The sequence below is a fragment of the Streptomyces sp. NPDC055103 genome (assembly GCF_053607625.1).
Map to the genome: position 1 here is coordinate 25,452 of NZ_JBSGTX010000067.1, position 23,633 is coordinate 49,084.

Annotated in this window: 20 protein-coding genes; 3 read left to right on the plus strand and 17 right to left on the minus strand. The window is 71.2% G+C overall.

Features of this window, described 5'->3' with window-relative positions; all coding sequences use genetic code 11:
- Nucleotides 1-92: 92 nt before the first annotated feature.
- From ruvX to ACWFR1_RS31910, 4 genes are read right to left on the minus strand one after another with little or no spacing between them, the layout of a single operon-like run.
- Nucleotides 93-557: a Holliday junction resolvase RuvX gene (gene ruvX / locus ACWFR1_RS31895; protein ID WP_099054263.1), complete on the minus strand. Its 465-nt coding sequence runs from the start codon at nucleotides 555-557 to the stop codon at nucleotides 93-95.
- A gap of 2 nt (nucleotides 558-559) precedes the next feature.
- Nucleotides 560-3,229 (minus strand): alanine--tRNA ligase, encoded by a 2,670-nt coding sequence (alaS, locus tag ACWFR1_RS31900; RefSeq protein ID WP_453557359.1) that lies wholly within the window; start codon nucleotides 3,227-3,229, stop codon nucleotides 560-562.
- On the minus strand, nucleotides 3,229-3,585 hold the full coding sequence (locus ACWFR1_RS31905) for a DUF6167 family protein (protein WP_453557360.1): 357 nt from the start codon (nucleotides 3,583-3,585) through the stop codon (nucleotides 3,229-3,231). The genes alaS and ACWFR1_RS31905 overlap by 1 nt, the downstream gene beginning before the upstream one ends.
- Nucleotides 3,586-3,591: 6 nt before the next feature.
- Complete coding sequence (locus ACWFR1_RS31910; protein WP_453557362.1) at nucleotides 3,592-4,029, minus strand: DUF948 domain-containing protein; 438 nt, start codon at nucleotides 4,027-4,029, stop codon at nucleotides 3,592-3,594.
- Between the two features lie 166 nt (nucleotides 4,030-4,195).
- On the opposite strand from ACWFR1_RS31910, the gene ACWFR1_RS31915 reads away from it, so the two are divergent.
- The gene (locus tag ACWFR1_RS31915) at nucleotides 4,196-6,427 is read left to right on the plus strand and encodes an ATP-binding protein (protein WP_453557364.1); all 2,232 of its coding nucleotides are present in this window, start codon (nucleotides 4,196-4,198) and stop codon (nucleotides 6,425-6,427) included.
- 49 nt (nucleotides 6,428-6,476) lie between these two features.
- Here the strand turns inward: ACWFR1_RS31915 and rpsD are convergent, their stop codons facing one another.
- From rpsD to ACWFR1_RS31940, 5 genes are all read right to left on the minus strand, one after another.
- Nucleotides 6,477-7,091, minus strand: a complete 615-nt coding sequence (rpsD, locus tag ACWFR1_RS31920) for a 30S ribosomal protein S4 (protein ID WP_024758279.1) — start codon at nucleotides 7,089-7,091, stop codon at nucleotides 6,477-6,479.
- 369 nt (nucleotides 7,092-7,460) lie between these two features.
- Nucleotides 7,461-8,813: a replication-associated recombination protein A gene (locus ACWFR1_RS31925; protein WP_453557394.1), complete on the minus strand. Its 1,353-nt coding sequence runs from the start codon at nucleotides 8,811-8,813 to the stop codon at nucleotides 7,461-7,463.
- Between the two features lie 42 nt (nucleotides 8,814-8,855).
- Nucleotides 8,856-9,482, minus strand: coding sequence for a vitamin K epoxide reductase family protein (locus ACWFR1_RS31930; RefSeq protein ID WP_453557366.1), 627 nt, complete (start codon nucleotides 9,480-9,482; stop codon nucleotides 8,856-8,858).
- Nucleotides 9,483-9,643: 161 nt separating this feature from the next.
- Nucleotides 9,644-10,906, minus strand: coding sequence for a histidine--tRNA ligase (hisS, locus tag ACWFR1_RS31935; RefSeq protein WP_453557368.1), 1,263 nt, complete (start codon nucleotides 10,904-10,906; stop codon nucleotides 9,644-9,646).
- Nucleotides 10,907-10,917: 11 nt separating this feature from the next.
- Entirely contained in the window at nucleotides 10,918-11,625 is a 708-nt protein-coding gene (locus ACWFR1_RS31940) for an MBL fold metallo-hydrolase (protein WP_453557370.1), read from the minus strand.
- A gap of 163 nt (nucleotides 11,626-11,788) precedes the next feature.
- Here ACWFR1_RS31940 and ACWFR1_RS31945 point away from each other — a divergent pair, with 163 nt between their 5' ends.
- Both ACWFR1_RS31945 and ACWFR1_RS31950 read left to right on the plus strand, forming a co-directional pair.
- Nucleotides 11,789-12,583: a peptidylprolyl isomerase gene (locus tag ACWFR1_RS31945; RefSeq protein WP_453557372.1), complete on the plus strand. Its 795-nt coding sequence runs from the start codon at nucleotides 11,789-11,791 to the stop codon at nucleotides 12,581-12,583.
- Nucleotides 12,584-12,784: 201 nt separating this feature from the next.
- Complete coding sequence (locus ACWFR1_RS31950) at nucleotides 12,785-14,014, plus strand: DUF349 domain-containing protein (protein WP_453557374.1); 1,230 nt, start codon at nucleotides 12,785-12,787, stop codon at nucleotides 14,012-14,014.
- An 86-nt stretch (nucleotides 14,015-14,100) separates the two neighbouring features.
- Here ACWFR1_RS31950 and ACWFR1_RS31955 read toward each other — a convergent pair whose 3' ends face one another.
- From ACWFR1_RS31955 to ruvC, 8 genes are all read right to left on the minus strand, one after another.
- Entirely contained in the window at nucleotides 14,101-16,584 is a 2,484-nt protein-coding gene (locus ACWFR1_RS31955) for a RelA/SpoT family protein (RefSeq protein WP_453557376.1), read from the minus strand.
- 254 nt (nucleotides 16,585-16,838) lie between these two features.
- Nucleotides 16,839-17,390 (minus strand): adenine phosphoribosyltransferase, encoded by a 552-nt coding sequence (locus ACWFR1_RS31960; protein WP_453557378.1) that lies wholly within the window; start codon nucleotides 17,388-17,390, stop codon nucleotides 16,839-16,841.
- Complete coding sequence (gene secF, locus ACWFR1_RS31965) at nucleotides 17,387-18,457, minus strand: protein translocase subunit SecF (protein ID WP_453557380.1); 1,071 nt, start codon at nucleotides 18,455-18,457, stop codon at nucleotides 17,387-17,389. Before secF ends, ACWFR1_RS31960 begins: the two co-directional genes overlap by 4 nt.
- Nucleotide 18,458: 1 nt before the next feature.
- A complete protein-coding gene (secD, locus tag ACWFR1_RS31970) occupies nucleotides 18,459-20,222 on the minus strand; it encodes a protein translocase subunit SecD (RefSeq protein ID WP_453557382.1) in 1,764 nt (587 codons plus the stop codon).
- A gap of 144 nt (nucleotides 20,223-20,366) precedes the next feature.
- Nucleotides 20,367-20,855, minus strand: coding sequence for a preprotein translocase subunit YajC (gene yajC, locus ACWFR1_RS31975; RefSeq protein WP_453557384.1), 489 nt, complete (start codon nucleotides 20,853-20,855; stop codon nucleotides 20,367-20,369).
- A gap of 165 nt (nucleotides 20,856-21,020) precedes the next feature.
- Entirely contained in the window at nucleotides 21,021-22,121 is a 1,101-nt protein-coding gene (gene ruvB / locus ACWFR1_RS31980) for a Holliday junction branch migration DNA helicase RuvB (RefSeq protein ID WP_453557386.1), read from the minus strand.
- Nucleotides 22,122-22,207: 86 nt separating this feature from the next.
- On the minus strand, nucleotides 22,208-22,840 hold the full coding sequence (gene ruvA, locus ACWFR1_RS31985; RefSeq protein WP_453557388.1) for a Holliday junction branch migration protein RuvA: 633 nt from the start codon (nucleotides 22,838-22,840) through the stop codon (nucleotides 22,208-22,210).
- Nucleotides 22,837-23,475, minus strand: coding sequence for a crossover junction endodeoxyribonuclease RuvC (gene ruvC / locus ACWFR1_RS31990; protein ID WP_453557390.1), 639 nt, complete (start codon nucleotides 23,473-23,475; stop codon nucleotides 22,837-22,839). Before ruvC ends, ruvA begins: the two co-directional genes overlap by 4 nt.
- Nucleotides 23,476-23,633: the final 158 nt, after the last annotated feature.

Consider the following 23,633-nt stretch of genomic DNA (forward strand, 5'->3'; position numbering starts at 1 on the left):
AACAGCCGCGAGGCTTCCGGACGATCCGCCTCTACGTAGTGCGGCAGCAATTCGAACACCGCCGCAACGCGCGGAACGTTACCGTATCGCGATCAGATGACCACTTCGACGCCCTCACCGGGCGGATTACCTGATACCCGTTCGGACTCAAGAGCTGCTTGCAGGATGATCACAGCGGCGGCCTGGTCGATGACGGACCGCCCCTTCTTCGCCTTCACTCCCGAGGCCCGCAGCCCCTGGGTCGCGGTGACCGTCGTCATCCGCTCGTCGACCAGCCGGACCGGCACGGGCGCGATGCCCTTGGCCATCTCACGGGCGAAGGCACGCACCTTGGTCGCGGCCGGCCCCTCCCGCCCGCTGAGCGAACGGGGCAGGCCCACGACGACCTCGATGGGCTCGTACTCCTCGACGATCTGGCGGAGCCGCCGGTGGGCGGCCGGGACGTCACGTCCCGGCACGGTCTCCACCGGCGTGGCGAGGACCCCGTCGGGGTCGCACGAGGCGACCCCGATCCGGGCGTCCCCGACATCGACCGCGATACGGCGGCCGCGACGCATCGTCACACCGTCTCCGTCACGAGACGCTCGACGGCGGCGATGGCCTCGCCGACGGCCTCCGGGTTCGTACCGCCGCCCTGGGCGACGTCCGGCTTGCCGCCGCCACCGCCACCGAGGGTCTTGGCGGCCGTGCGGACCAGCTCGCCGGCCTTGAGACCGCGCTCACGAGCGGCCTCGTTGGTGGCGATGACCGTGAGCGGCTTGCCGTTGGCCGTGGTGAACAGCGCGACGACCGCCGGGCGGCCACCGGAGATGCGGCCACGGACGTCGAGGACCAGCTTGCGCAGGTCGTCGGCGGTGGTGCCGTCCGGGACCTGACCGGTCACGAGGGCGACGCCGCGGACGTCCTTGGCGGAGTCGACGAGACCGGCGGCGGCCTGGAGCACCTTCTCCGCGCGGAACTTCTCGATCTCCTTCTCGGCGTCCTTCAGCTTGCCGAGCATGGCGGAGATCTTCTCCGGCAGCTCCTCCGGGCGGCCCTTGACCAGCTCCTGGAGCTGGGCGACGACCGTGTGCTCCTTGGCGAGGAAGTTGTACGCGTCGACACCGACGAGGGCCTCGATACGGCGCACACCGGAGCCGATGGACGACTCGCCGAGCAGCTTCACCAGACCGAGCTGGGCGGTGTTGCGGACGTGCGTACCGCCGCACAGCTCCTTGGAGAAGTCGCCGATGGTGACGACGCGGACCTGCTCGCCGTACTTCTCGCCGAACTCGGCGATGGCACCCTGGCGCTTGGCCTCGTCGATCGCCATGACCTCGGCGTGGACCTCCAGCTCGCGCGAGAGGATCTCGTTGATCTTCTGCTCGACATCCGTGAGGACCGTGCCGGGGACGGCGTTCGGCGAACCGAAGTCGAAGCGGAACCGGCCGGGCTGGTTCTCGGAGCCGGCCTGGGCGGCCGTCGGGCCGAGGGCGTCGCGCAGCGCCTGGTGGGTGAGGTGGGTGGCCGAGTGGGCGCGGGCGATGGCGGTCCGGCGCCTGACGTCGATGGTGGCGTAGGCGGTGGAGCCGACGGTCACCTCGCCGACCTGGACGGATCCCTTGTGCACGGAGACGCCGGGGACCGGCTGCTGCACGTCGCGGACCTCGATCACGGCGCCGCTGTGCAGCCGGATGCGGCCCTGGTCGGCGATCTGGCCGCCGCCCTCGGCGTAGAACGGGGTGCGGTCGAGGACGACCTCGACCTCGTCGCCCTCGGAGGCCGCCGGCGAGGAGACGCCGTTGACGAGGAGGCCGACGACCGTGCTCTCGCCCTCGGTGTTGGTGTATCCGGTGAACTCGGTGGCGCCGCTGCCGTCGGCGATCTCGCGGTACGCCGTCATGTCGGCGTGCCCGGTCTTCTTGGCCTTGGCGTCGGCCTTGGCGCGCTCCCGCTGCTCCTTCATGAGGCGGCGGAAGCCGTCCTCGTCCACGGAGAGGCCCTGCTCGGAGGCCATCTCCAGGGTGAGGTCGATCGGGAAGCCCCAGGTGTCGTGGAGCAGGAACGCCTTGTCGCCGGAGAGGATCGTGCCGCCGGCGGCCTTGGTCTCGGTGACGGCGGTGTCGAGGATGTTCGTGCCGCCCTTGAGGGCCTTGAGGAAGGCGGCCTCTTCGGCGAGGGCGACCGTCTCGATGCGCTTGCGGTCGGTGACCAGCTCCGGGTACTGCTCGCCCATCGTGTTGATCACGGTGTCGACGAGTTCCTGGACGACCGGGCCGGTGGCGCCGAGCAGGCGCATGTTGCGGACGGCGCGGCGCATGATGCGGCGCAGCACGTAACCGCGGCCCTCGTTGCCGGGGGTGACGCCGTCGCCGATGAGCATGACGGACGTACGCATGTGGTCGGCGACCACGCGCAGCGAGACGTCGCTGTCGTGGGCCTTGCCGTAGGCGACGCCGGTGAGCTCGGTGGCCTTGTCGATGACGACCTGGAGGGTGTCCGTCTCGTACATGTTCTGGACGCCCTGGAGGATCATCGCCAGGCGCTCCAGGCCGAGGCCCGTGTCGATGTTCTTCGACGGCAGCTCGCCGAGGATCGGGAAGTCGTCCTTGCCGGAGCCCTCACCGCGCTCGTACTGCATGAAGACGAGGTTCCAGATCTCCACGTACCGCTCGTCGTTGACGGCCGGGCCGCCCTCGACGCCGAACTCGGGGCCGCGGTCGTAGTTGATCTCGGAGCACGGGCCGCAGGGTCCGGGGACGCCCATCGACCAGTAGTTGTCCTTCTTGCCGAGGCGCTGGATGCGCTCGGCCGGGACGCCGACGACGTCGCGCCAGATCCGCTCGGCCTCGTCGTCCTCCAGGTAGACCGTGATCCAGAGCTTCTCCGGGTCAAGGCCGTAGCCACCGTGCTCGACGGAGCTGGTGAGCAGCTCCCAGGCGAGCTTGATGGCGCCTTCCTTGAAGTAGTCGCCGAAGGAGAAGTTGCCGCACATCTGGAAGAACGTGCCGTGGCGGGTGGTCTTGCCGACCTCTTCGATGTCGGGCGTACGCACGCACTTCTGCACGCTGGACGCGCGCGTGAAGGGCGGCTTCACCTCACCCAGGAAGTAGGGCTTGAAGGGCACCATGCCGGCGGGGACGAGCAGCAGAGTCGGGTCGTCCGCGATGAGCGACGCCGAAGGGACGACGGTGTGCCCGCGCTCCTCGAAGAAGCTCAGCCAGCGGCGGCGGATTTCAGCCGACTCCATCAGTGGTCCTCATTCCGGTTGTACGAGATCGTGGGTGTCGAATACGTCGTGGTGGGGCGCGCGGTGGGGTCGAGCGCGGCCCTGCGCCGCGGCGGCGGAAGCTCGCGCTCCCGGCCGTTGTCGGCCGGGGGGCCGTCCAGGCCGAGTGCCTCGCCCAGTTCGGCCTCCCGCTGGACCATGCCCGCCCTCACGTCGAGGGCGAAGTCCTTGAGCCGGTGACCCGTCTCGACCGCCTTGTTCGCGGCCTGGGCCGCGAGGCTCTCGGGGGTCAGCTGCTTCAGCTTCCGGTTGACCTTGGCGGTGGCCCACACGCCGGCGGCTGCGCCGGCCGTGAACCAGAACGTGCGGCGGAACATGGTGGCTCAGCCCTTCTGCTTACGGCGCCGTGCGGACGGCACCGTACGGCCGACGATCACCGTACGTCGCGCCGTGGCCCGCGGCACGTCCTCACCGGCCCGGCCGCGGCCGAGCGCCTTGCGCACGCCGTAGCCGAAGGCGGCCACCTTGACGAGCGGGCCACCGAAGGTGGAGGCGACGGTGGAGGACAGCGCGGACGCGTTGGAGGTGACTTCCTGGACGTCCGAGGCGATGGCGTCGACCCGGTCGAGCTGGGTCTGCGCGGAGCGCACGGTCGCGGAGGCGTCGGCCAGCAGGGGAACAGCCTGCTCGGTCACGTCCGCCACGAGCTTGGTGGTCGCCCTGAGCGTCTGCGCCAGCCTCACCAGCACCACGGCGAGGAAGGAGACCAGGATCGCCCAGAAGACGGCCACCAGGATCCCGGCAACCTCTCCACCGGTCACTCTGCACCGCTCTCTGCTGTCGTCGGCCTTGCGAGCCCTTGCCAAAAGTAGTCACCCGACCCTATCGCGCCCGGGCTGTCCCGCCGTACCGCATTACCGCTCGTGGGAAGGGAGTTACGGAATCCGATTGTACGGAGCGCGCGCGGATGGGTACGCTCCGTGTCCCATGCGACGGAGCAATCTCCCGGCGGAGCCGAACCGGTTCGTCGGACGGGCCGCCGAGCAGGCCGAAGTGGCGCGAATTCTCGAGGAGTCGCGCCTCGTAACGGTCGTCGGGGTGGGCGGGGTCGGCAAGACGAGGCTCGCCCTGCGCGTCGCGTCAGGAGCGCAGAAACGCTACGGCGACGAGGTGCGGCTGGCCGGGCTCGCGCCGCTGCGCGACCCGGAGCTGGTGGAACACGCCCTGGTCGAGGCGCTCGGGCTGACCGACCACACGCTGCGCGGCCCGCGCGAGGTGCTGGTCGAGCATCTCGCGGAGCGGCGGTTCCTGCTGGTGCTCGACGGTTTCGAGCACCTGGTGGAGAGCTGCGCGCCGCTGGTGGGGGAGCTCCTCGCGCACGCTCCCGGGCTCACCGTGCTCGCGGTGGGCCGCCGTCCGCTGCGGGTGGCGGGCGAGGCCGTGTTCAGGCTGGCGCCGATGGGCGAGGCGGACGCGGTCGCGCTGCTCGCCGAGCGGGCGGCGGAGGCGGGCGCGCCGGTCGTCCCCGTACCCCCTTCCCCCGCGCCCCTTCCCTCCGTACCCCTCTCCCCCGTCGCCCGCGGCCCCCTCGTCGACGATTCCGTGCGGGAGCTCTGCCGTCGGCTCGACGGCATCCCGCTCGCCCTCGAACTGGCCGCAGGCCGGCTGCCCCTCCTCTCCGTCGAGCAGATGCTGCACCGTCTCGACGACCGCTTCCGGCTGCTCACGGACGGCCCGCGCGGGGCGCTGCCCCGGCACCAGACCCTGCGCACGGCGATCGGCTGGAGCCACGAGCTGTGCACCCCGGAGGAGCGTCTGCTGTGGGCGCGCGTCTCGGTCTTCACCGGCCCCTTCGACCTGGAGGCGGTGGAGTACGTGTGCGGCGGCCCCGAGCTGCCGCCGGAGCGGATCCTGGACCTGCTCGGGGGGCTGCTCGCACAGTCGCTGGTGGCGCGGGAGGACACGCCCGCCGGTCCCGGCTACCGGATGCTGGACACGGTCGCCGCGTACGGGGCGGAGTGGCTGGCCGCGCTCGGCGACACCGAGCGGCTGCGCCGGAGGCACCGCGACTGGTACATGGGCCTGGCGACCTGGTGCGAGCTCGAGTGGTTCAGCCCGCGCCAGGCGGAGGTGGCGGCCCGGACGGACGCGGCGCTGCCGAACCTGCGGGCGGCCCTCGACCTGTGCCTCGAACTCCCGGAGGACGCGCATCTCGCCCAGCACCTGGCGGGCACGCTCTGGTTCGCCTGGGTGGGTTGCGGGCGGCTCTCCGAGGGCCGGCACTGGCTGGAGCGGGCACTCGCGCTGGAGTCCGGGCACGAGGAGGCCAGGCTGAAGGCGCTGTGGGTGCTCGGGTACGTGACGATCCTGCAGGGGGACGGTACGGCGGCGGTGGCGGCGCTCCACGAGTGCGGGGAGCGGGCGCGGGCCTCCGGGAACGCGCTGGCGGAGGCGTACGCGACGCATCGGATGGGCTGTCTCGCGCTGCTCTCGGACGACATGCCGCGCGCCGAGGAGCTGATCGGGCGGGCCCTGGACGCGTACCGCGAGCTCGGCGAGCTGAACAGCAACGTGCTGATGGGGCAGGTCGAGCTGGCGATGGCGCGGGCCTTCGTGGGTGACCTGGAGGGGGCGGTCGCGATCTGCCGCGAGGTGCGGGAGGTCTGCGAGGAGCGCGGGGAGCGCTGGACCCGGGCGTACGCCCTCTATGTGCTCGCGTTCTCGGCGTGGACCCGGGGCGCTTACGGGGAGGCGCGGGAGCTGCTCGCCGAGTGCGTGACGATCAACCACGCCTTCCGTGACCAGGTCGGGCTCGCCCTCGCGGTCGAACTGCTCGCGCTGGTGACGGTGAGCGAGGGCGATCCGGTGGAGGCGGCGGTGCTGCAGGGCGCGACGGTGCCGGTCTGGGACACGGTGGGGATCCGGCTCTTCGGCTCGGCCTCGTTCAACGGGCCGCGGACGCTGTGCGAGCAGCGGGCGGGCGAGGCGCTGGGCACGGAGGTGTACGCCGCGGCGTTCCGTGAGGGCCGGGGGCTCTCCCTGGACGCGACGGTGGAGCGGGCACTCGCACACCGTCGGGAACCGGCGCTCGGCGGCCCGGTGCGAACGGCCGGGCGGGAGGCCCCGCGCCCCTTCCGTACGGCCCGTTCGGCGGCGGTCCCGGGAACGCGGAAGCCCGCCGGCTCCCCCACCGGTAAGGGCGGGGAAGCGGCGGGCTGAACACCGCGAGGGTGGTACTACGTCCCCCGGCTTCCGCCGGGGGCCCGGATCAGCGGGCGTAGTACTCGACGACCAGCTGCTCGTCGCAGATGACCGGGATTTCCTTGCGGTTCGGGTCGCGGTCGAGACGGAAGGCCAGGGCCTTCAGGTTGACCTGCAGGTAGCGCGGGGTCTCACCGTCGGCGGCGAAGCCACCCTCACGGGCGACCTCGAACAGCGGCTTGGTGCGGCTGCGCTCGCGGACCATCACGACGTCGTCGGGACGGACGCGGAACGACGGCTTGTCGACCTTGCCACCGTTGACCTGGATGTGGCCGTGGACGACCATCTGGCGGGCCTGGTAGATGGTGCGGGCGATGCCCGAACGCAGGACCAGGGCGTCGAGGCGACGCTCGAGCTCGACGACCAGCGCCTCGCCCGTCTTGCCTTCGGCCTTCTTGGCGCGGTCGTAGGCGCGCGCCATCTGGCGCTCGCTGATGTCGTACTGGGCGCGCAGACGCTGCTTCTCGAGCAGACGGACCTTGTAGTCCGAGTTCTGCTTGCGGCCACGGCCGTGCTCGCCCGGCGGGTAGGGGCGGGCCTCGAAGTACTTGACAGCCTTCGGGGTCAGCGCGATGCCGAGGGCACGCGACTTCTTGACCTTGGGACGGGACTGGTTCGGCATGAACCAACCTCTCTACTGTGTACGAAACGGCTTCACCAGGGTTAGGGGAGGTCGCATCCGCAGCCGGGAAACCCGTCGGGTCCGTCGAGACGGACCTGTTGGGCAGCCGCTCCCAGGTCTGGGCACATACGTGCAGCACGCGAACGACCCACCGCCGTGTCCGGGAATCCGGGTGGTGGTGGGTTGCCAGCGACACCTTCGAAGGTGCGCGACGCTCCTGGAAACCCCGCCCGAGGGCAGGGTCTCCGGCTGACTGTCCCGTTCTGGTGGTGCCGACCGGAGCCGGGCACGGGACGCAGCGATCCTGATCAGTGTACCGGGTCCGCGCGGCGCTCTCGCCCGGGGGCCGGCGGACCGGGGCGGCGGGTGCTACTCGTCGCCCTTCAGGCGGGACCGCACCCGCTCCACCACGTCCGCGTAGCGCGCCTCCGCGCCGTAGCGCGTGGGCTCGTAGTACTGGCGGCCGTGGATCGCGTCCGGCGCGTACTGCTGCGCCGCGATGCCGCCCGGGACGTCGTGCGGGTAGACGTACCCCTGGGCGTGGCCGAGCTTGGCCGCGCCCTTGTAGTGGCCGTCGCGGAGGTGGGGCGGGACCGAGCCCGCGAGGCCGTTCCGCACGTCCGCGAGGGCGGCGGAGATCGCGGTCGTCGCCGCGTTCGACTTCGGGGCCAGGGCGAGGGCGATCGTGGCGTGGCTCAGGGTGAGCGCGGCCTCCGGGAAACCGATCATGGCGACTGCCTGGGCGGCGGCGACGGCGATCGGCAGCGCGTGCGGATCGGCGAGGCCGATGTCCTCGCTCGCCGAGATCATGAGCCGCCTGGCGATGAAGCGCGGGTCCTCCCCCGCCTCGATCATGCGCGCCAGGTAGTGCAGGGCCGCGTCCACGTCCGAGCCGCGGATCGACTTGATGAGCGCGCTGGCCACGTCGTAGTGCTGGTCGCCGTCCTTGTCGTACTTCACGGCCGCGCGGTCGACGGTCTCCTCGACCGTCTGGAGCGTGATCTCCGGCTCGCCCTTGGCGATGGCGGCGCCGGCCGCGGCCTCCAGGGCGGTCAGGGCGCGCCGGGCGTCGCCGCCGGCGACCCGGAGGAGGTGCCCCTCGGCGTCCTCCGGCAGGGTCACGGACCCGCCGAGGCCCCGCTCGTCGGTGAGCGCGCGGGCGAGGAGGCCGCGCAGGTCGTCGTCGGTGAGCGGCTCCAGGGTGAGGAGCAGCGAGCGGGAGAGGAGCGGGGAGATGATCGAGAAGTAGGGGTTCTCGGTGGTCGCGGCGATCAGGGTCACCCAGCGGTTCTCCACGGCGGGCAGGAGCGAGTCCTGCTGGGCCTTGGAGAAGCGGTGGATCTCGTCGAGGAAGAGGACGGTCTCCTTGCCGTAGCCGCCGACCGCGCGCCGGGCGCCGTCGATGACGGCCCGGACCTCCTTGACGCCGGCGGTGATCGCGGACAGCTCCACGAACCTCTTGTCGGTCGCCTTCGAGACGACGTACGCGAGGGTGGTCTTGCCGATGCCGGGCGGGCCCCAGAGGATCACCGAGGAGGCGCCGGCGGGGCCGCCGTCGCCGTCTCCCACGAGTCGGCGCAGCGGTGAGCCGGGCTTGAGCAGGTGCTGCTGGCCCACCACCTCGTCGAGGGTGCGGGGGCGCATCCGGACGGCCAGCGGGCTGCTGGACGGGTCCTTCTCCTGGCGGTCTTCGGCGGCTGCGGTAAAGAGGTCGGGCTCCACAGTCATGAAGCCTAGGTCACGCCACTGACAGCGCGGTCGCCGTCAGCTGGTCCAGAAGTCCCACCAGCGGGTCAGGATCAGCATCCCGATGATCCCGACGTGCAGGACGGGCAGGAGCCAGGTGAACTCGTCGAAGAAGGTCCGCAGGCCGCGAGGGGCGGGGATGACACCGTGCCGGACGTTGTGCGAGGTCACGTACCAGAACATGACGATGGTGGCGACCCAGGCCAGGCAGCACCAGAGGCAGAGCGAGTTGATCTCGTACAGCGACTGGTACATGAGCCAGGTGCAGAAACCGACGCCGAACAGCGTGCCGGCGTTGAGGCCGAGCCAGTACCAGCGGCGGTAGCGGGCGCCCGCGAGCAGGCCCACGCCGATCGCGATCACCATGGCGTACGTGACGAGGCCGAGCATCGGGTTGGGGAAGCCGAAGACCGCGGCCTGCTCGCTCTTCATGATGTTGCCGCAGGAGACGACCGGGTTGAGGCTGCAGCCCGGCGTGAAGTTCGGGTCCTCGAGGAGCTTGAACTTGTCGATCGTGATGATCCAGGAGGCGAGCAGTCCGGCCGCTCCGGTGATCACGAGCAGCCAGGAGAAGGCCCGGCCCGCTCCGATCGTGCCGCCGCCGTCCGGGCCTGAAGCGACCTCGTCCACCGCTGCCTTCGCCATGTCACCTGTTCCCTCGATCGCGGGCCTTGTGGGCACCGTCATTCTGCCGCACGAGCCCCCTTCCCCACCGTTCGGTGGGGATAAGTCCGGTGGGCGTGAGGACGAAGCGGAGGGGCCCGGACCGCGTCACGCGATCCGGGCCCCTCCGTCCGTACGGTCCGTCAGGCCAGCTTGGCCCGTACCGCGTCCAGCAGGGCGTCCACGGCGACGGCCTCCTGCTCGCCGGACTCCATGTCCTTGAGCTGGACGACGCCCTCGGCGAGGTCGCGCTCGCCGGCCACGACCGCGAGCCTGGCACCCGAGCGGTTGGCGTCCTTCATGGCGCCCTTGAGGCCCTTGCCGCCGAAGGAGAAGTCCGCGGCGATGCCCTCCCTGCGCAGCTCGGTGATCTTGCCGAAGAGGATCCGGCGGGCCTCCTCGCCGAGCGCCACGGCGAAGACGCTGGTGGCGCCGGGGATGTCGAGCGCGACGCCCTCCGCCTCCAGGGCGAGGACGGTGCGGTCGACGCCGAGTGCCCAGCCCACGGACGGCAGCGCGGGGCCGCCGATCATCTCGGAGAGGCCGTCGTAGCGGCCGCCGCCGCCGACCGCCGACTGCGAGCCGAGACCGTCGTGCACGAACTCGAAGGTGGTGCGGGTGTAGTAGTCGAGGCCGCGCACCAGCTTGGCGTCGTCCTCGAAGACCACGCCCGCCGCGGTGATGAGGGCGCGCACCTCCTCGTGGTACGCCTTGCACGCGTCGCACAGGTAGTCGCGCAGGAGCGGCGCGCCGACGAGCTGCTTCTGCACGGACTCGCGCTTGTCGTCGAGGACGCGCAGCGGGTTGATCTCGGCGCGGCGCAGGGTCTCCTCGTCGAGGTCGAGGCCACGCAGGAAGCTCTGGAGGGCCTCCCGGTAGACGGGGCGGCACTCCTTGTCGCCGAGCGAGTTCAGCAGGATGCGGAAGTTCCGCAGACCGAGCGAGCGGTACGCCTGGTCGGCGAGGATGATCAGCTCGGCGTCGAGCGCCGGGTCCTCGGCGCCGATCGCCTCGGCGCCGACCTGCGAGAAGTGGCGGTAGCGGCCGGCCTGGGCGCGCTCGTAGCGGTAGTACGAGCCGGAGTACCAGAGCTTGACCGGCAGGTTGCCGAGCTTGTGGAGGTTGCCCTGGAGCGCCGCGCGCAGGACGGACGCGGTGCCCTCAGGACGCAGGGCCAGCTCGTCGCCGCCCTTGGTCGTGAGGGTGTACATCTCCTTGGAGACGATGTCGGTGGACTCGCCGACACCGCGGGAGAACAGCTTCACGTCCTCGAAGCCGGGGGTCTCGACGTAGCCGTAGCCGGAGTTCCGCAGCGGGGTGGAGATCGCCTCGCGCACCGCGAGGAACGTCGCGGAGCGGGGCGGCAGCAGGTCGTAGGTGCCCTTGGGGGCCTTGAAGGTGCTCACGTGGATCTTCGTCACATTCCTCGTCGGGGAGCCTTCGTGCTCCCGAGGCCGCCGGCCACGTCCCGCAGATACGGGTTCGTGGCGCGTTCCTGGCCGATGGTCGTCTGGGGACCGTGTCCCGAAAGCACCACGGTCGAGTTGTCGAGGGGCAGGCACACGCGGGCCAGCGATTCGAGCATCTCGTCCATGTCACCGCCGGGCAGGTCGGTGCGTCCGATGGAGCCGGCGAAGAGCAGATCTCCCGAGAAGAACACGGACGGAACGTCCGAGCTCGGGGGCATCCGGAAGGTCACCGACCCCTTGGTATGACCGGGCGCGTGGGCGACGGAGAACTCCAGACCGGCGAGCTTCAGCTCGGCGCCGTCGGTGAGCTCCCGCACGTCGTCGGGCTCCCCCACCGTCAGCTCGCCCATGAGGGGCATCCCGATGGAGCGGCCGAGGGCCTTCTCCGGGTCGCTCATCATGTACCGGTCGGACGGGTGGATCCACGCGGGGACGTCATGGGCGCCGCACACCGGAACGACGGAGGCGACGTGGTCGATGTGTCCATGCGTGAGGACGACGGCGACGGGCTTGAGCCGATGCTTCTTGAGCGTCTCCTCGACTCCCTGGGCGGCCTGGTGGCCCGGGTCGATGATCACGCACTCCTCGCCTGCGGCGGGGGCGACCAGATAGCAGTTGGTCCCCCAGGCCCCGGCGGGGAACCCGGCAATCAGCACGTTCGTCCTTAGATGTCGTCCGGCACGGGGGCGCGGAACTCGGGTAAATCACGGAATGCGGCAGATCAGAGCCTACCGGCGCTGCCGGTTCCACAGCCAACCCGTATACGGTACGGGCACATCCGGCCAGGACAGGAACAGACGAGCGACAGGAGCGGAACCGGTGGTCACGAGCGATCAGCGGCGGCGGCAGCTTGCCAGGGAGAAGTACGCGCGGCAGCAGCAGCGTCGGGAGGAGAACCGGCGCAGGGCGAAGCGCCGCAACACCGTCATCGCGGCCGCGCTGGCGGTGGTACTGGCGGCCGGGGGCGCCGTGTACGCCTCGGTGGCGCTGACCGACGACTCGAAGAAGGGCTCGGACGCGGCCTCGGGCGACTCGTCCGCGTCCCCGACGCCCACGCAGAGCGAGTCGGCGGCCCCCGAGCCGAAGATGGCCGTCGATGCCAAGGGCACGTACACCATGTCCCTCAAGACCGACGGGGGCGACATCGCGATCGCGATGGACGCGGCGAAGACCCCGCGTACGGTGAACTCCTTCCACCACCTCGCCGCGAAGAAGTACTTCGACGGGACCAAGTGCCACCGTCTGACGACCGAGGGCATCTTCGTGCTCCAGTGCGGCGACCCCACGGGGCAGGGGACCGGCGGCCCGGGCTACACCATCCCGGACGAGAACCTGGACGCCCTGGGCAAGGCGGGCGCGGACGGCAAGGTGACCTACCCGGCCGGCACCGTCGCCATGGCCAACACCGGCCAGCCCGGCACGGGCGGTTCGCAGTTCTTCCTCGTCTACAAGGACAGCAAGCTGCCGCCGCAGTACACCCCGTTCGGGACGATGGACGCGGCCGGTCTCAAGGCGGTCCAGGACGTGGCCGCGGCCGGTGTCGCGGACGGTGCCTCGGACGGCGCCCCGAAGAAGCCCGTCACCATCGAGAAGGCCACCGTCGCGAAGAAGTGAGCCGGGGGTCCGCACACGTGCGTGACCGTGGAATTTCGGTCGCGCTGAGTGCGGACAGCCGGGCCGCCGTTCGCCTAGATTGGCGTTGTGCAGCGCGGGCCGTCGGCCGCGCGCTGCGGATGGCGGGCGAGGCCCGCCGGGAAACTGTGGACGATGCCCGGGGGGTACGACCCCGCGACGGCATCATGGTGAGGAGGCGCTGTGAGCAGCGACCCGTGGGGCCGCGTCGACGAGACGGGCACCGTGTACGTGCGGACGGCCGAGGGCGAGAAGGTCGTCGGATCGTGGCAGGCCGGCACCCCTGAGGAGGCCCTGGCCTACTTCGAGCGCAAGTACGAGGGCTTGGTGGTCGAGATCGGCCTCCTCGAGAAGCGTGTGAGGACCACCGACCTCTCGGCGAAGGACGCCACCGCGGCGATCGAGCACATCCGCCAGCAGATCGACGAGCACCACGCCGTCGGCGACCTGGCCGCGCTCGGTGCCCGGCTGGACAAGCTCGTCGCGTCGGTCGACTCCCGCCGCGAGGAGCGCAAGGCCCAGAAGGCCAAGCAGACCGACGAGGCACGGGTCGCCAAGGAGGCGCTCGTCACCGAGGCCGAGGAGCTGGCGCAGAGCGAGCAGTGGCGCTCCGCTGGTGAGCGGCTCCGGGCGCTCGTGGACACCTGGAAGGGTCTCCCCCGGCTGGACCGCAAGTCCGACGACGAGCTGTGGCACCGCTTCTCGCACGCCCGCTCGGCGTTCTCGAAGCGCCGCAAGGCCCACTTCGCCTCGCTGGACGCCCAGCGCGAGGACGCCCGCAAGGTGAAGGAGCGTCTGGTCGCGGAGGCGGAGGCGCTGTCGAAGTCCACCGACTGGGGGACGACGGCGGCCCGCTACCGCGAGCTGATGACGGACTGGAAGGCGGCCGGCCGGGCGCAGCGCGAGCACGAGGACGACCTGTGGAACCGCTTCCGCGGCGCCCAGGACGTCTTCTTCGCGGCCCGTGGCGAGGTCTTCGCCGAGCGGGACGCGGAGCAGACCGAGAACCTCAAGCTGAAGGAGGAGCTCGCGACCGAGGCCGAGAAGCTGCTGCCGGTGACGGACCTGAAGGCGGCCCGCGCGGCCTTCCGCTCCCTCAACGAGCGCTGGGAGGCCATCGGCCACGTACCGCGTGACGCCCGCCCGAAGGTCGAGGGCCGGATGCACACGGTGGAGCGGGCGCTCCAGGAGTCCGAGGAGGCCGAGTGGCGGCGGACGAACCCGGAGGCACGCGCGCGTGCCGCGGGTCTGACCGGTCAGCTCCAGGACGCGGTCGAGAAGCTGCGCAAGCAGATCGACGCGGCCCGCGCCGCCGGGAACGACGCCAAGGCCGACAAGCTCGCCCGCGAGCTGGAGGGCCGTCAGGCCCTGCTCGACCAGGCCATGAAGGGCCTGGAGGAGTTCGGCGGCTGACGCCGAAGCCCTGAGCGTACGAGGAAGGCCCCCCGGCAGCGAGCCGGGGGGCCTTCCTCGTGGCATCCGTTACGGCGGGACAGCGCCTACGGCCTGCGCGCCGAGGTCACGCGGTAGACGTCGTAGACGCCCTCCACACCCCGGACCGCCTTCAGGACGTGTCCCAGGTGCTTCGGGTCGCCCATCTCGAAGGTGAAGCGCGAGGTGGCCACCCGGTCGCGGGACGTCTGGACGGCCGCCGAGAGGATGTTGACGTGCTGGTCCGAGAGGACCCGGGTGACGTCCGAGAGGAGCCGGGAGCGGTCGAGGGCCTCGACCTGGATGGCGACCAGGAAGACCGAGGACTGGGTGGGTGCCCACTCGACGTCCAGGATGCGCTCCGGCTCACGGGAGAGCGACTCCACGTTCACGCAGTCGCTGCGGTGAACCGATACACCGCTGCCGCGGGTGACGAAGCCGATGATCGGGTCGCCGGGAACGGGCGTACAGCAGCGCGCCAGCTTCACCCAGACGTCCTCGACGCCCTTGACGACGACACCCGGGTCGGCGCTGGAGCGGCGCTTGGAGCGGCCTCGGGTCGGCGGGGCGGCCTCGTCGATGTCCTCGGTGGCGGCCTCCTCGCCGCCGAGCGCCTGGACCAGCTTCTGGACGATGGACTGGGCCGTGACATGGCCCTCGCCGATCGCCGCGTACAGCGAGGAGATGTCGCTGTAGCGCATCTCGTGGGCGAGCGTGACGAGCGAGTCGCCGGTGAGGATCCGCTGGATCGGCAGGTTCTGCTTGCGCATGGCCCGCGCGATGGCGTCCTTGCCCTGCTCGATGGCCTCGTCGCGGCGCTCCTTGGAGAACCAGGCGCGGATCTTGTTGCGGGCGCGCGGGGACTTGACGAAGCCCAGCCAGTCGCGGGAGGGTCCGGCGCCGGCGGCCTTGGAGGTGAAGACCTCGACCAGGTCGCCGTTGTCGAGGGTCGATTCGAGCGGGACGAGCCGCCCGTTGACCCGTGCTCCTATCGTGCGGTGGCCGACCTCGGTGTGGACCGCGTAGGAGAAGTCGACGGGGGTGGCGCCCGCGGGCAGCGCGATGACGTCGCCCTTGGGCGTGAAGACGAAGACCTCGTTGCGCGAGAGGTCGAAGCGCAGGGACTCCAGGAACTCGCTGGGGTCCTCGGTCTCCTTCTGCCAGTCGAGGAGCTGGCGCAGCCACGCCATGTCGTTGAGGTGGTCTTCCTTGCCGGTCTTCTTCGGCATGTCGGTGCGCACCTTGGAGGCGCCGGCGGAGGGGTCCTGCTTGTACTTCCAGTGCGCGGCGATGCCGTACTCGGCGCGCCGGTGCATGTCGAAGGTGCGGATCTGGAGCTCGACGGGCTTGCCGTTGGGTCCGATGACCGTCGTGTGCAGCGACTGGTACATGTTGAACTTCGGCATCGCGATGTAGTCCTTGAACCGGCCGGGGACCGGGTTCCATCGCGCGTGGACGGTGCCGAGCGCCGCGTAGCAGTCGCGGACGGTGTCCACGAGGACGCGGATGCCGACCAGGTCGTAGATCTCCGCGAAGTCACGGCCGCGGACGATCATCTTCTGGTAGACGCTGTAGTAGTGCTTGGGGCGGCCGGTGACGGTGGCCTTGATGCGGGCGGCGCGCAGGTCGGTCTGGACCTCGTCGGTCACTATGGCGAGGTACTCGTCCCGCTTGGGGGCGCGCTCCGCGACGAGCCGGACGATCTCGTCGTACATCTTGGGGTAGAGGATCGCGAAGGCGAGGTCCTCCAGCTCCCACTTGATGGTGTTCATGCCCAGGCGGTGGGCCAGGGGCGCGTAGATCTCGAGGGTCTCTCGGGCCTTCTTCTCCTGCTTCTCCCGCTTGAGGTAGCGCATGGTGCGCATGTTGTGCAGGCGGTCGGCGAGCTTGATGACCAGGACGCGCGGGTCCTTGGCCATGGCGACGACCATCTTGCGGACGGTCTCGGCCTGCGCCGCCTCGCCGAACTTGACCTTGTCGAGCTTGGTGACGCCGTCGACGAGCAGGGCGACCTGGTCGCCGAAGTCGCGGCGCAGGGTGTCGAGGCCGTACTCGGTGTCCTCGACGGTGTCGTGCAGGAGCCCGGCCATCAGCGTCGCCGGGTCCATGCCGAGCTCGGCGAGGATCGTGGTGACGGCGAGCGGGTGCGTGATGTACGGGTCGCCGCTCTTGCGCTTCTGGCCGCGGTGCCAGCGCTCGGCGACCTGGTAGGCGCGCTCGATCTGGCGGAGGGTCGCCGTCTCGATCTTGGGGTCGTTGGAGCGGACGATCCGCAGCAGCGGTTCCAGGACAGGGTTGTACGGGGAGGAGCGCTGGACGCCGAGGCGGGCGAGACGCGCGCGGACGCGGTTCGACGAGCCGCCCGAGCGGGCGGGGGCGGCCGGGGCGGGCCGGGCGGTGGGGGCCGGAGTGGGCGCCGGGGCCGGGGCGGGCGTCTCGGGCGCGGGCCCGGTCTCCGCGGGCTTGTCCTGGGGCGCACTCGTTCCCTGCGCGGCCTTTTCGGCCTTCGGGTCGGGCTGCGCGGCGGAGAGTGACTGGGCCTCGTCTGGCAAGAGCGCTCCTTGGGGGTCCCCCCGGACGGAGTCTGGGGGAGGTTCCGGGTCCCCCGGTCAGGCCCGGAGAGCCCATGGTATCGAGCCACGACCGGCCCTGCTCACGCGCCCGGGGCGCGGACGGCTCGGGCGCCGGGCAGGCGCGCCTTTCGGGCCCCGAACGGGGACATACCGGGAAAACAGCAGGGGCGCCCCGGGGATTCCCGGGGCGCCCCTGCGGGCCTTGCCGTGGTCCGTGCTGTCGGACCGTGGGGTCAGACCGTGATCAGTGCCTTGAGCGGGGCTCCGTCCAGGACCGGTTCCAGCCGGGCACGGCCCGGGAGGAAGCCCAGTTCCATGAGGACCGCGACGCCCGCGACCTCGGCGCCGGCGCGGCGGACGAGCTCGATGGAGGCCTCGGCGGTGCCGCCGGTGGCGAGGACGTCGTCGATGACCATGACGCGGTCGCCCGCGGCCAGGTCCTCGGCGTGCACCTCGATCTCGGCGGTGCCGTACTCCAGCTCGTAGGCCTGGCGGAGAGTGGCTCCGGGGAGCTTGCCGGCCTTGCGGACCGGGATGAAGCCCAGGCCCGCGCGGACGGCCACGGGGGCCGCCAGGATGAAGCCGCGGGCCTCCAGGCCGACGATCTTCGTCGCGCCGTGCGCGGAGCACAGCCCTGCGAGGGCGTCGGTGAGGGCCGTGAAGGCCGCCGGGTCCGCGAGCAGCGGCGTGATGTCCTTGAACAGCACGCCCGGCTTCGGGTAGTCGGGGACGTCGCGGATGCGGCTGAGCAGCAGCTCCCTGACGTCCTGCGTACCGTCGGTCATCCGCGGTGCTCCTGGGCACCGTGCCGGCTCACCCGCGGACCCACGACGGCGGCCTCCGCGGACAGCTCGTCCGCGGCGTCCAGCGGCTCGCCCTTCGCGGCGGCGGAGGCCCGCTTGACCATGATGCGCTTCTTGAGCGCCTTGATCGCCGGCTCGCGCTCCTTGAGGTCGGCGACGAGCGGGGTGGCGATGAAGATCGACGAGTACGCGCCGGCGGCGAGACCCACGAACAGCGACAGCGAGATGTCGTTCAGCATGCCGGCGCCGAGGACGCCGCCACCGATGAAGAGCAGGCCGGCGACCGGCAGCAGCGCGACGACGGTGGTGTTGATCGAACGGACCAGGGTGCCGTTGATCGAGCGGTTGGCCAGCTCGCTGTAGGTGAAGCGGGTCTGCTTCGTGATGTCCTTCGTCTGCTCTTTGAGGGAGTCGAAGACGACGACTGTGTCGTACAGCGAATAGCCGAGGATCGTCAGCAGACCGATGACCGTACCGACGGTGACCTCGAAGCCGACCAGGGAGTAGATGCCCACGGTGATGGTGAGGTCGTGGATGAGGGCGATGAGCGCCGCGACCGCCATTCTCCACTCGAAGGCGATGGCCAGGTAGATCACCACGAGGATCATGAAGACCCCCAGGCCGGTCCAGGCCTTGGTGGCGATCTGTTCACCCCAGCTCGGGCCGACGATCTCGGCCGCGATCTTGTCCTCGGGGACGTTCAGGTCCTTGGCGAGCTCCGCGCGGACCTGGTCGGACTGGGCGGTGTCGAGGCCGCCGACCTGGATCCGGAGGGAGCCGTTGCCGAGCTGCTGGACGATCGCGTCGTGGCCGGAGGCCTCCTCCGCGTACTCCTGGGCCTGGCTGACGGAGACTTCCGACTTCGGGGTGGTGAAGACGGCACCGCCCTGGAACTCGATGCCCATGTTGAGGCCGCGGACGGCCAGGGCGACGATGGCGGTGATGGTGATCAGGATGGACAGGCCATACCAGATCTTGCGGTTGCCGATGAAGTCGTAACCGACCTCACCGCGGTGGAGCCGGGCGCCGAGATCTCCGAGCTTCGACATCTCACGCCTCCTTCGGGTCGGCGGCGGCAGGGGCAGTGGCGCGGCGGGTGCGGCGCAGCGGCGGCTTGGCGCCGAGCCGCTTCGGGTCCAGGCCGGACCACGGGTGGCCGTTGCCGAAGAACTTGGTCCGCGCGAGCAGCGTCATGACGGGCTTGGTGAAGAGGAAGACCACCACGATGTCGAGCAGGGTGGTCAGGCCGAGCGTGAACGCGAAGCCCTTGACCTTGCCGACGGTGACGATGAACAGCACGGCCGCGGCCAGGAACGACACGAAGTCGGAGACCAGGATGGTGCGGCGGGCGCGCGGCCAGGCGCGCTCGACGGCCGGGCGGAGCGTGCGGCCCTCGCGGAGCTCGTCGCGGATGCGCTCGAAGTAGACGATGAACGAGTCCGCGGTGATACCGATGGCGACGATGGCGCCACACACGGCCGGCAGGTTCAGCGCGAAGCCGATGGCCGGGCCGAGCAGGGCCATGAGCACATAGGTGAGGAGCGCCGAGACGCCGAGGCTGAGGATCGCGATCATCGACAGGCCGCGGTAGTAGGCGACCAGGTAGACGACGACCAGTGCGAGACCGATGGCGCCGGCGATCAGGCCGGCCTCCAGCTGGTCGCTGCCGAGCGCGGCCGTGACGGTGTCGACGCTCTGGGTCTCGAAGGAGAGCGGCAGGGCACCGTACGACAGGATGTTGCCGAGGTCCTGGGCCGACTGCTGGTTGAAGTTGCCGGAGATCTCCGCGCTGGCGCTGAGCGTCTGGCGCACGGAGGGAGCCGAGACGACCTCGCCGTCCAGGACGATCGCGAAGCGGTTCTGCGGGTCGGCCTGCTGCGACAGCTTGCCGGTGATCGACTGGAACTTCTTCGAGCCCTCGCCCGTGAAGTCCATGGTGACGATCCACATGCCGCGCTGCTGGTCGAACTGGCCCTTGGCGTCGTCGACGTCACGGCCCTCGACCTCGGCCGGGCCGAGGAGGTACTTCGCCCACACGCCTGGGGCGTCCTCGCCACAGGCCACGGTGGGCTCGGCCGGCTTGACGCCCTGGCCGGCGGCGGAGCGCTGCTTCGGGTCGAGGCAGTTCAGGCCGGCGAACTTCTGCTGCAGGGCGGCCGTGGCGGCGTCGGCCGTCGGGGTCGCCTGCGGGGTTCCGGTGGCCGTCGGCTTCGCGGAGGCCGAGGAGCTCGCCGTGGGCGTCGGGCTCGGGGCCTTGAGGGCCTCGCTGACCGCACGGCCCTGCGTGGTGGCGGTGGCCGTCGGCGTGGCCGACTTCTCGCCGGCGCTCGCGCCGGAGGCGGAGGAGGACGGCTTGGCCGAGGGAGTTCCCGAGGGGTTGGCGCTCGGCGCCGCCGCGGGGGCGCCGTCGGCGACGGTGAGAACGGGCCGGAAGTAGAGCTGGGCGGTGGTACCGACCTGCTCGCGGGCCTGCTTCTCGTTCGTGCCCCGGGGGATGTTGACGATGATGTTCTCGCGGCCCTGGGTCTGGACCTCGGCCTCGGAGACACCCAGACCGTTGACACGGCGCTCGATGATGTCGACCGCGGTGTTCATGTTGGTCTCGTTGACCGCCGACTCCTGGCCGGGTTCGGCCTTCGCCTTGAGCGTGATCGACGTTCCGCCGGCGAGGTCGATGCCCAGGCGCGGGGTGGTGTGCCCCGACCAGAACATGCCGCCGGTGAGCGCGACCATGGCGATCAGGATGAGTGCCAGGGCGCGGCCCGGACGGCTCTGTCCCCCCGCCGGCCTTCGGCCCTTGTTCGGTGCTGCCACCTGTCGTATCTCCCTGTCCAACCGCCTCCCGCCGGGTATGCGTGAGACGGCCACGAAGTGTGTGTGGGGACCTGCCCCCGCAGACGTGCAACCGTTCCGGGGACCGCGCACGCCGGTGGGCGTGCGCCGGGTCCCCGGCCGCGACTACTTCGCGTCGGTCTCGCCGTCGGCCTTGCCGTCCTTCTGCCCCTCGATGCCGGCCTCGGCCGCGTCCGCCTTCTTCGTCAGATCGGCCTTCGGCGCCGCGTCCTCGGACTCGGCGGTCTCCGCGTCCTTCTCCGTGGCCTCGGCGGTCTCGGTGAGCGAGGAGGCGTCGTCCGGGACGACGGCGTCGGTGTCCGACTCCGGGTCGTCGCCGTGGACGATGCGGTTGTACTCGGAGTCCTCGAGGACCGCGCCGATCGAGTTCTTGGCGTAGACGGCGTGGACGCCCGGGGCGACCTCGAGGAGGACGGTCTCGTCGCCGATCTCCTTGACGGTGGCGTACATCCCCCCGATCGTCCGGACGCCGGTGCCGGGCTGCATCTCGTTGCGCATCTGCGCGGCCGCCTGCTGCTTCTTCTTCGCAGAGCGGGTCATCAGGAACATGGCCCCGATGAGGACGATGAAGGGGAGAAGGGTCACGATGCTCACGGGACGGGTTTCCTTCGCACGGTCGCGGAGAACCCGCGGCCTGATCTTCGGGGGTGGGCGCGCCGACCAGAAAGGGCGGCATCGGCGGAGTCTAGGCGAGTCCGCATCGATGGAACAACGTCCAGCATCGCACCCCGGTTCCGGTCCGGGCGAGTGTCACAGCCGTCACGCCCCGAAGAGCCCCTGTTGTCCCTTTCCCACGCGGTTCCCCGTGGCGTCCGGGCCCGCTGCCTGCGGCGGAACAAGTCCGAGATGCGTCCATGCGGCGGGAGTGGCGACCCGGCCACGGGGCGTGCGGGCCAGCAGGCCCTCCCGTACGAGGAAGGGTTCGGCGACCTCTTCGACGGTCTCGCGCTCCTCCCCCACGGCGACCGCGAGGGTGGACAGGCCGACGGGGCCGCCGCCGAAGAGCTTGAGCAGGGCCTCCAGGACGGCGCGGTCCAGCCGGTCGAGGCCGCGGCTGTCCACCTCGTACACCCGGAGGGCGGCCTCGGCGATCTCCCGGGTGATCACTCCGTCGGCCCTGACCTGCGCGTAGTCGCGGACCCGGCGGAGCAGGCGGTTGGCGATACGGGGGGTGCCGCGGGAGCGGCCGGCGATCTCGGCGGCGCCAGCGGGGTCGATCTCGACGTCGAGGAGGCCGGCGGAGCGGTGGATCACGCGCTGGAGCTCGCCCGGGTCGTAGAACTCCATGTGGGCGGTGAAGCCGAAGCGGTCGCGCAGCGGGGGCGGCAGGAGTCCCGCCCGGGTGGTGGCGCCGACCAGCGTGAAGGGCGGGAGCTCCAGGGGGATGGCGGTGGCGCCGGGGCCCTTGCCGACGATGACGTCCACGCGGAAGTCCTCCATCGCCATGTAGAGCATCTCCTCGGCGGGCCGGGACATCCGGTGGATCTCGTCGAGGAAGAGGATCTCGCCCTCCTGGAGGGAGGAGAGGATCGCGGCGAGGTCGCCGGCGTGCTGGATCGCGGGGCCGGAGGTGATGCGGATCGGCGCGTTCATCTCGGCCGCGATGATCATCGAGAGGGTGGTCTTGCCGAGGCCGGGGGCGCCGGAGAGCAGCACGTGGTCGGCGGTGGCGCCGCGCTGGCGGGCCGCCCTGAGGACGAGGTCGAGCTGCTGGCGGACCTTCTCCTGGCCGACGAACTCGCTGAGGTCCTTGGGGCGCAGGGCGGCCTCGACGGCCTGGTCGTCCCCCTCGGCGGCGGCGTCGACGATCCGCGCCTCGGCCTCGGCCGCCTCGGCGGCGATGTCGTCGTCCCAGTTCACGGTGGATGCCTTCTCGTTCGTGCGGTCGGGGTGGCGCCCGGCCCGCCGGGGGCCGGTGAGGGGTCAGCGGGAGGGCGGGTGCGCGGTCAGCGGGTGCGGTTGAGGGTCTGCAGGGCGGCGCGGAGCAGCTGCGGTACGGGCGCGGTGCCGGTCTCCGCGAGGGCGGCCTCGGCCTGCGGGGTGACGGCGCTGACGGCCTCCTCGGCCTCGCGGCTCGCGTAGCCGAGCCCGATCAGCGCGGCGGCCAGCTGCTCGGTCCAGGGCGCGGGGCCGGAGGCCGCGGCGCGCTGGGCGCCGACCAGGCCGCTGCTGCCCAGGGGGGCGCCGAGCTTGTCCTTCAGTTCGAGGAGGAGTTTCTGCGCGCCCTTCTTGCCGATGCCGGGGACGGCGGTGAGCGCCTTCTCGTCGCCGGTGGAGACGGCGACGCGCAGCGCGTCGGGGCTGTGCACGCCGAGCATCGCCTGCGCGAGGCGGGGGCCGACGCCGCTGGCGGTCTGGAGGAGCTCGAAGACCTGCCGCTCGTCGTCGTCGGCGAAGCCGTACAGGGTGAGCGAGTCCTCGCGCACGACCAGGGAGGTGGCGAGCCGGGCCTCCTGGCCGATCCTCAGGGTGGAGAGGGTGTTCGGCGTGCACTGGACGGCCATGCCCACGCCGCCGACCTCGATCACGGCGGTGGAGGGGGCGAGCGCGGCGACCGGGCCGCTCACGAAGGCGATCATCGGGTTCGGCCTTTCAGGGCGGATGCCTGGTGCTGGGCGGATGCCTGCTGTTGAGCGGCTGCCTGCTGCTGAGCGGCCGCTTGTTGCTGAGCCGCGGCCTGGTGCTGGGCGGCCGCCTGCTGGAGGCGGTTCTGGGCGACGGCCTGCTGGAGGCGGTTCTGGGCGGGGGCCCGCCAGATGTGGCAGATGGCGAGCGCGAGGGCGTCGGCGGCGTCGGCCGGCTTGGGCGGCGCGGAGAGCCGCAGGAGCCGGGTCACCATGGCGCCGACCTGGGCCTTGTCGGCCCGTCCGCTGCCGGTGACGGCCGCCTTGACCTCGCTGGGGGTGTGCAGGGCGACGGGGATGCCGCGGCGCGAGGCGCACAGCATGGCGACCGCGCTGGCCTGGGCCGTGCCCATCACCGTACGGACGTTGTGCTGGCTGAACACCCGCTCGACGGCGACCAGTTCGGGCGAGAAGCGGTCGAGCCACTCCTCGATGCCGCGCTCGATGCCGACCAGGCGCACACCGATGTCGACGTCGGCCGCCGTTCTGACCACGCCCACCCCGAGCATGGTGAGAGGCCGGCCTGCGACGCCCTCGACGACGCCGACGCCGCACCGGGTCAGCCCGGGGTCCACCCCGAGAACGCGCACTGTGCCCCTCCCTGGACCGCTGTCGCTCAACTGTTTGTGCAGGCTATCGGCTGCCACTGACAACGCAGCGGGGGGCCCGGGGGGGGGGGCCCCCGGGCCCCCCCCCAAAAAACCAGAGAAAGCAGTGTAAAACCCCGAAGCCCACAAAACCCCCCCAA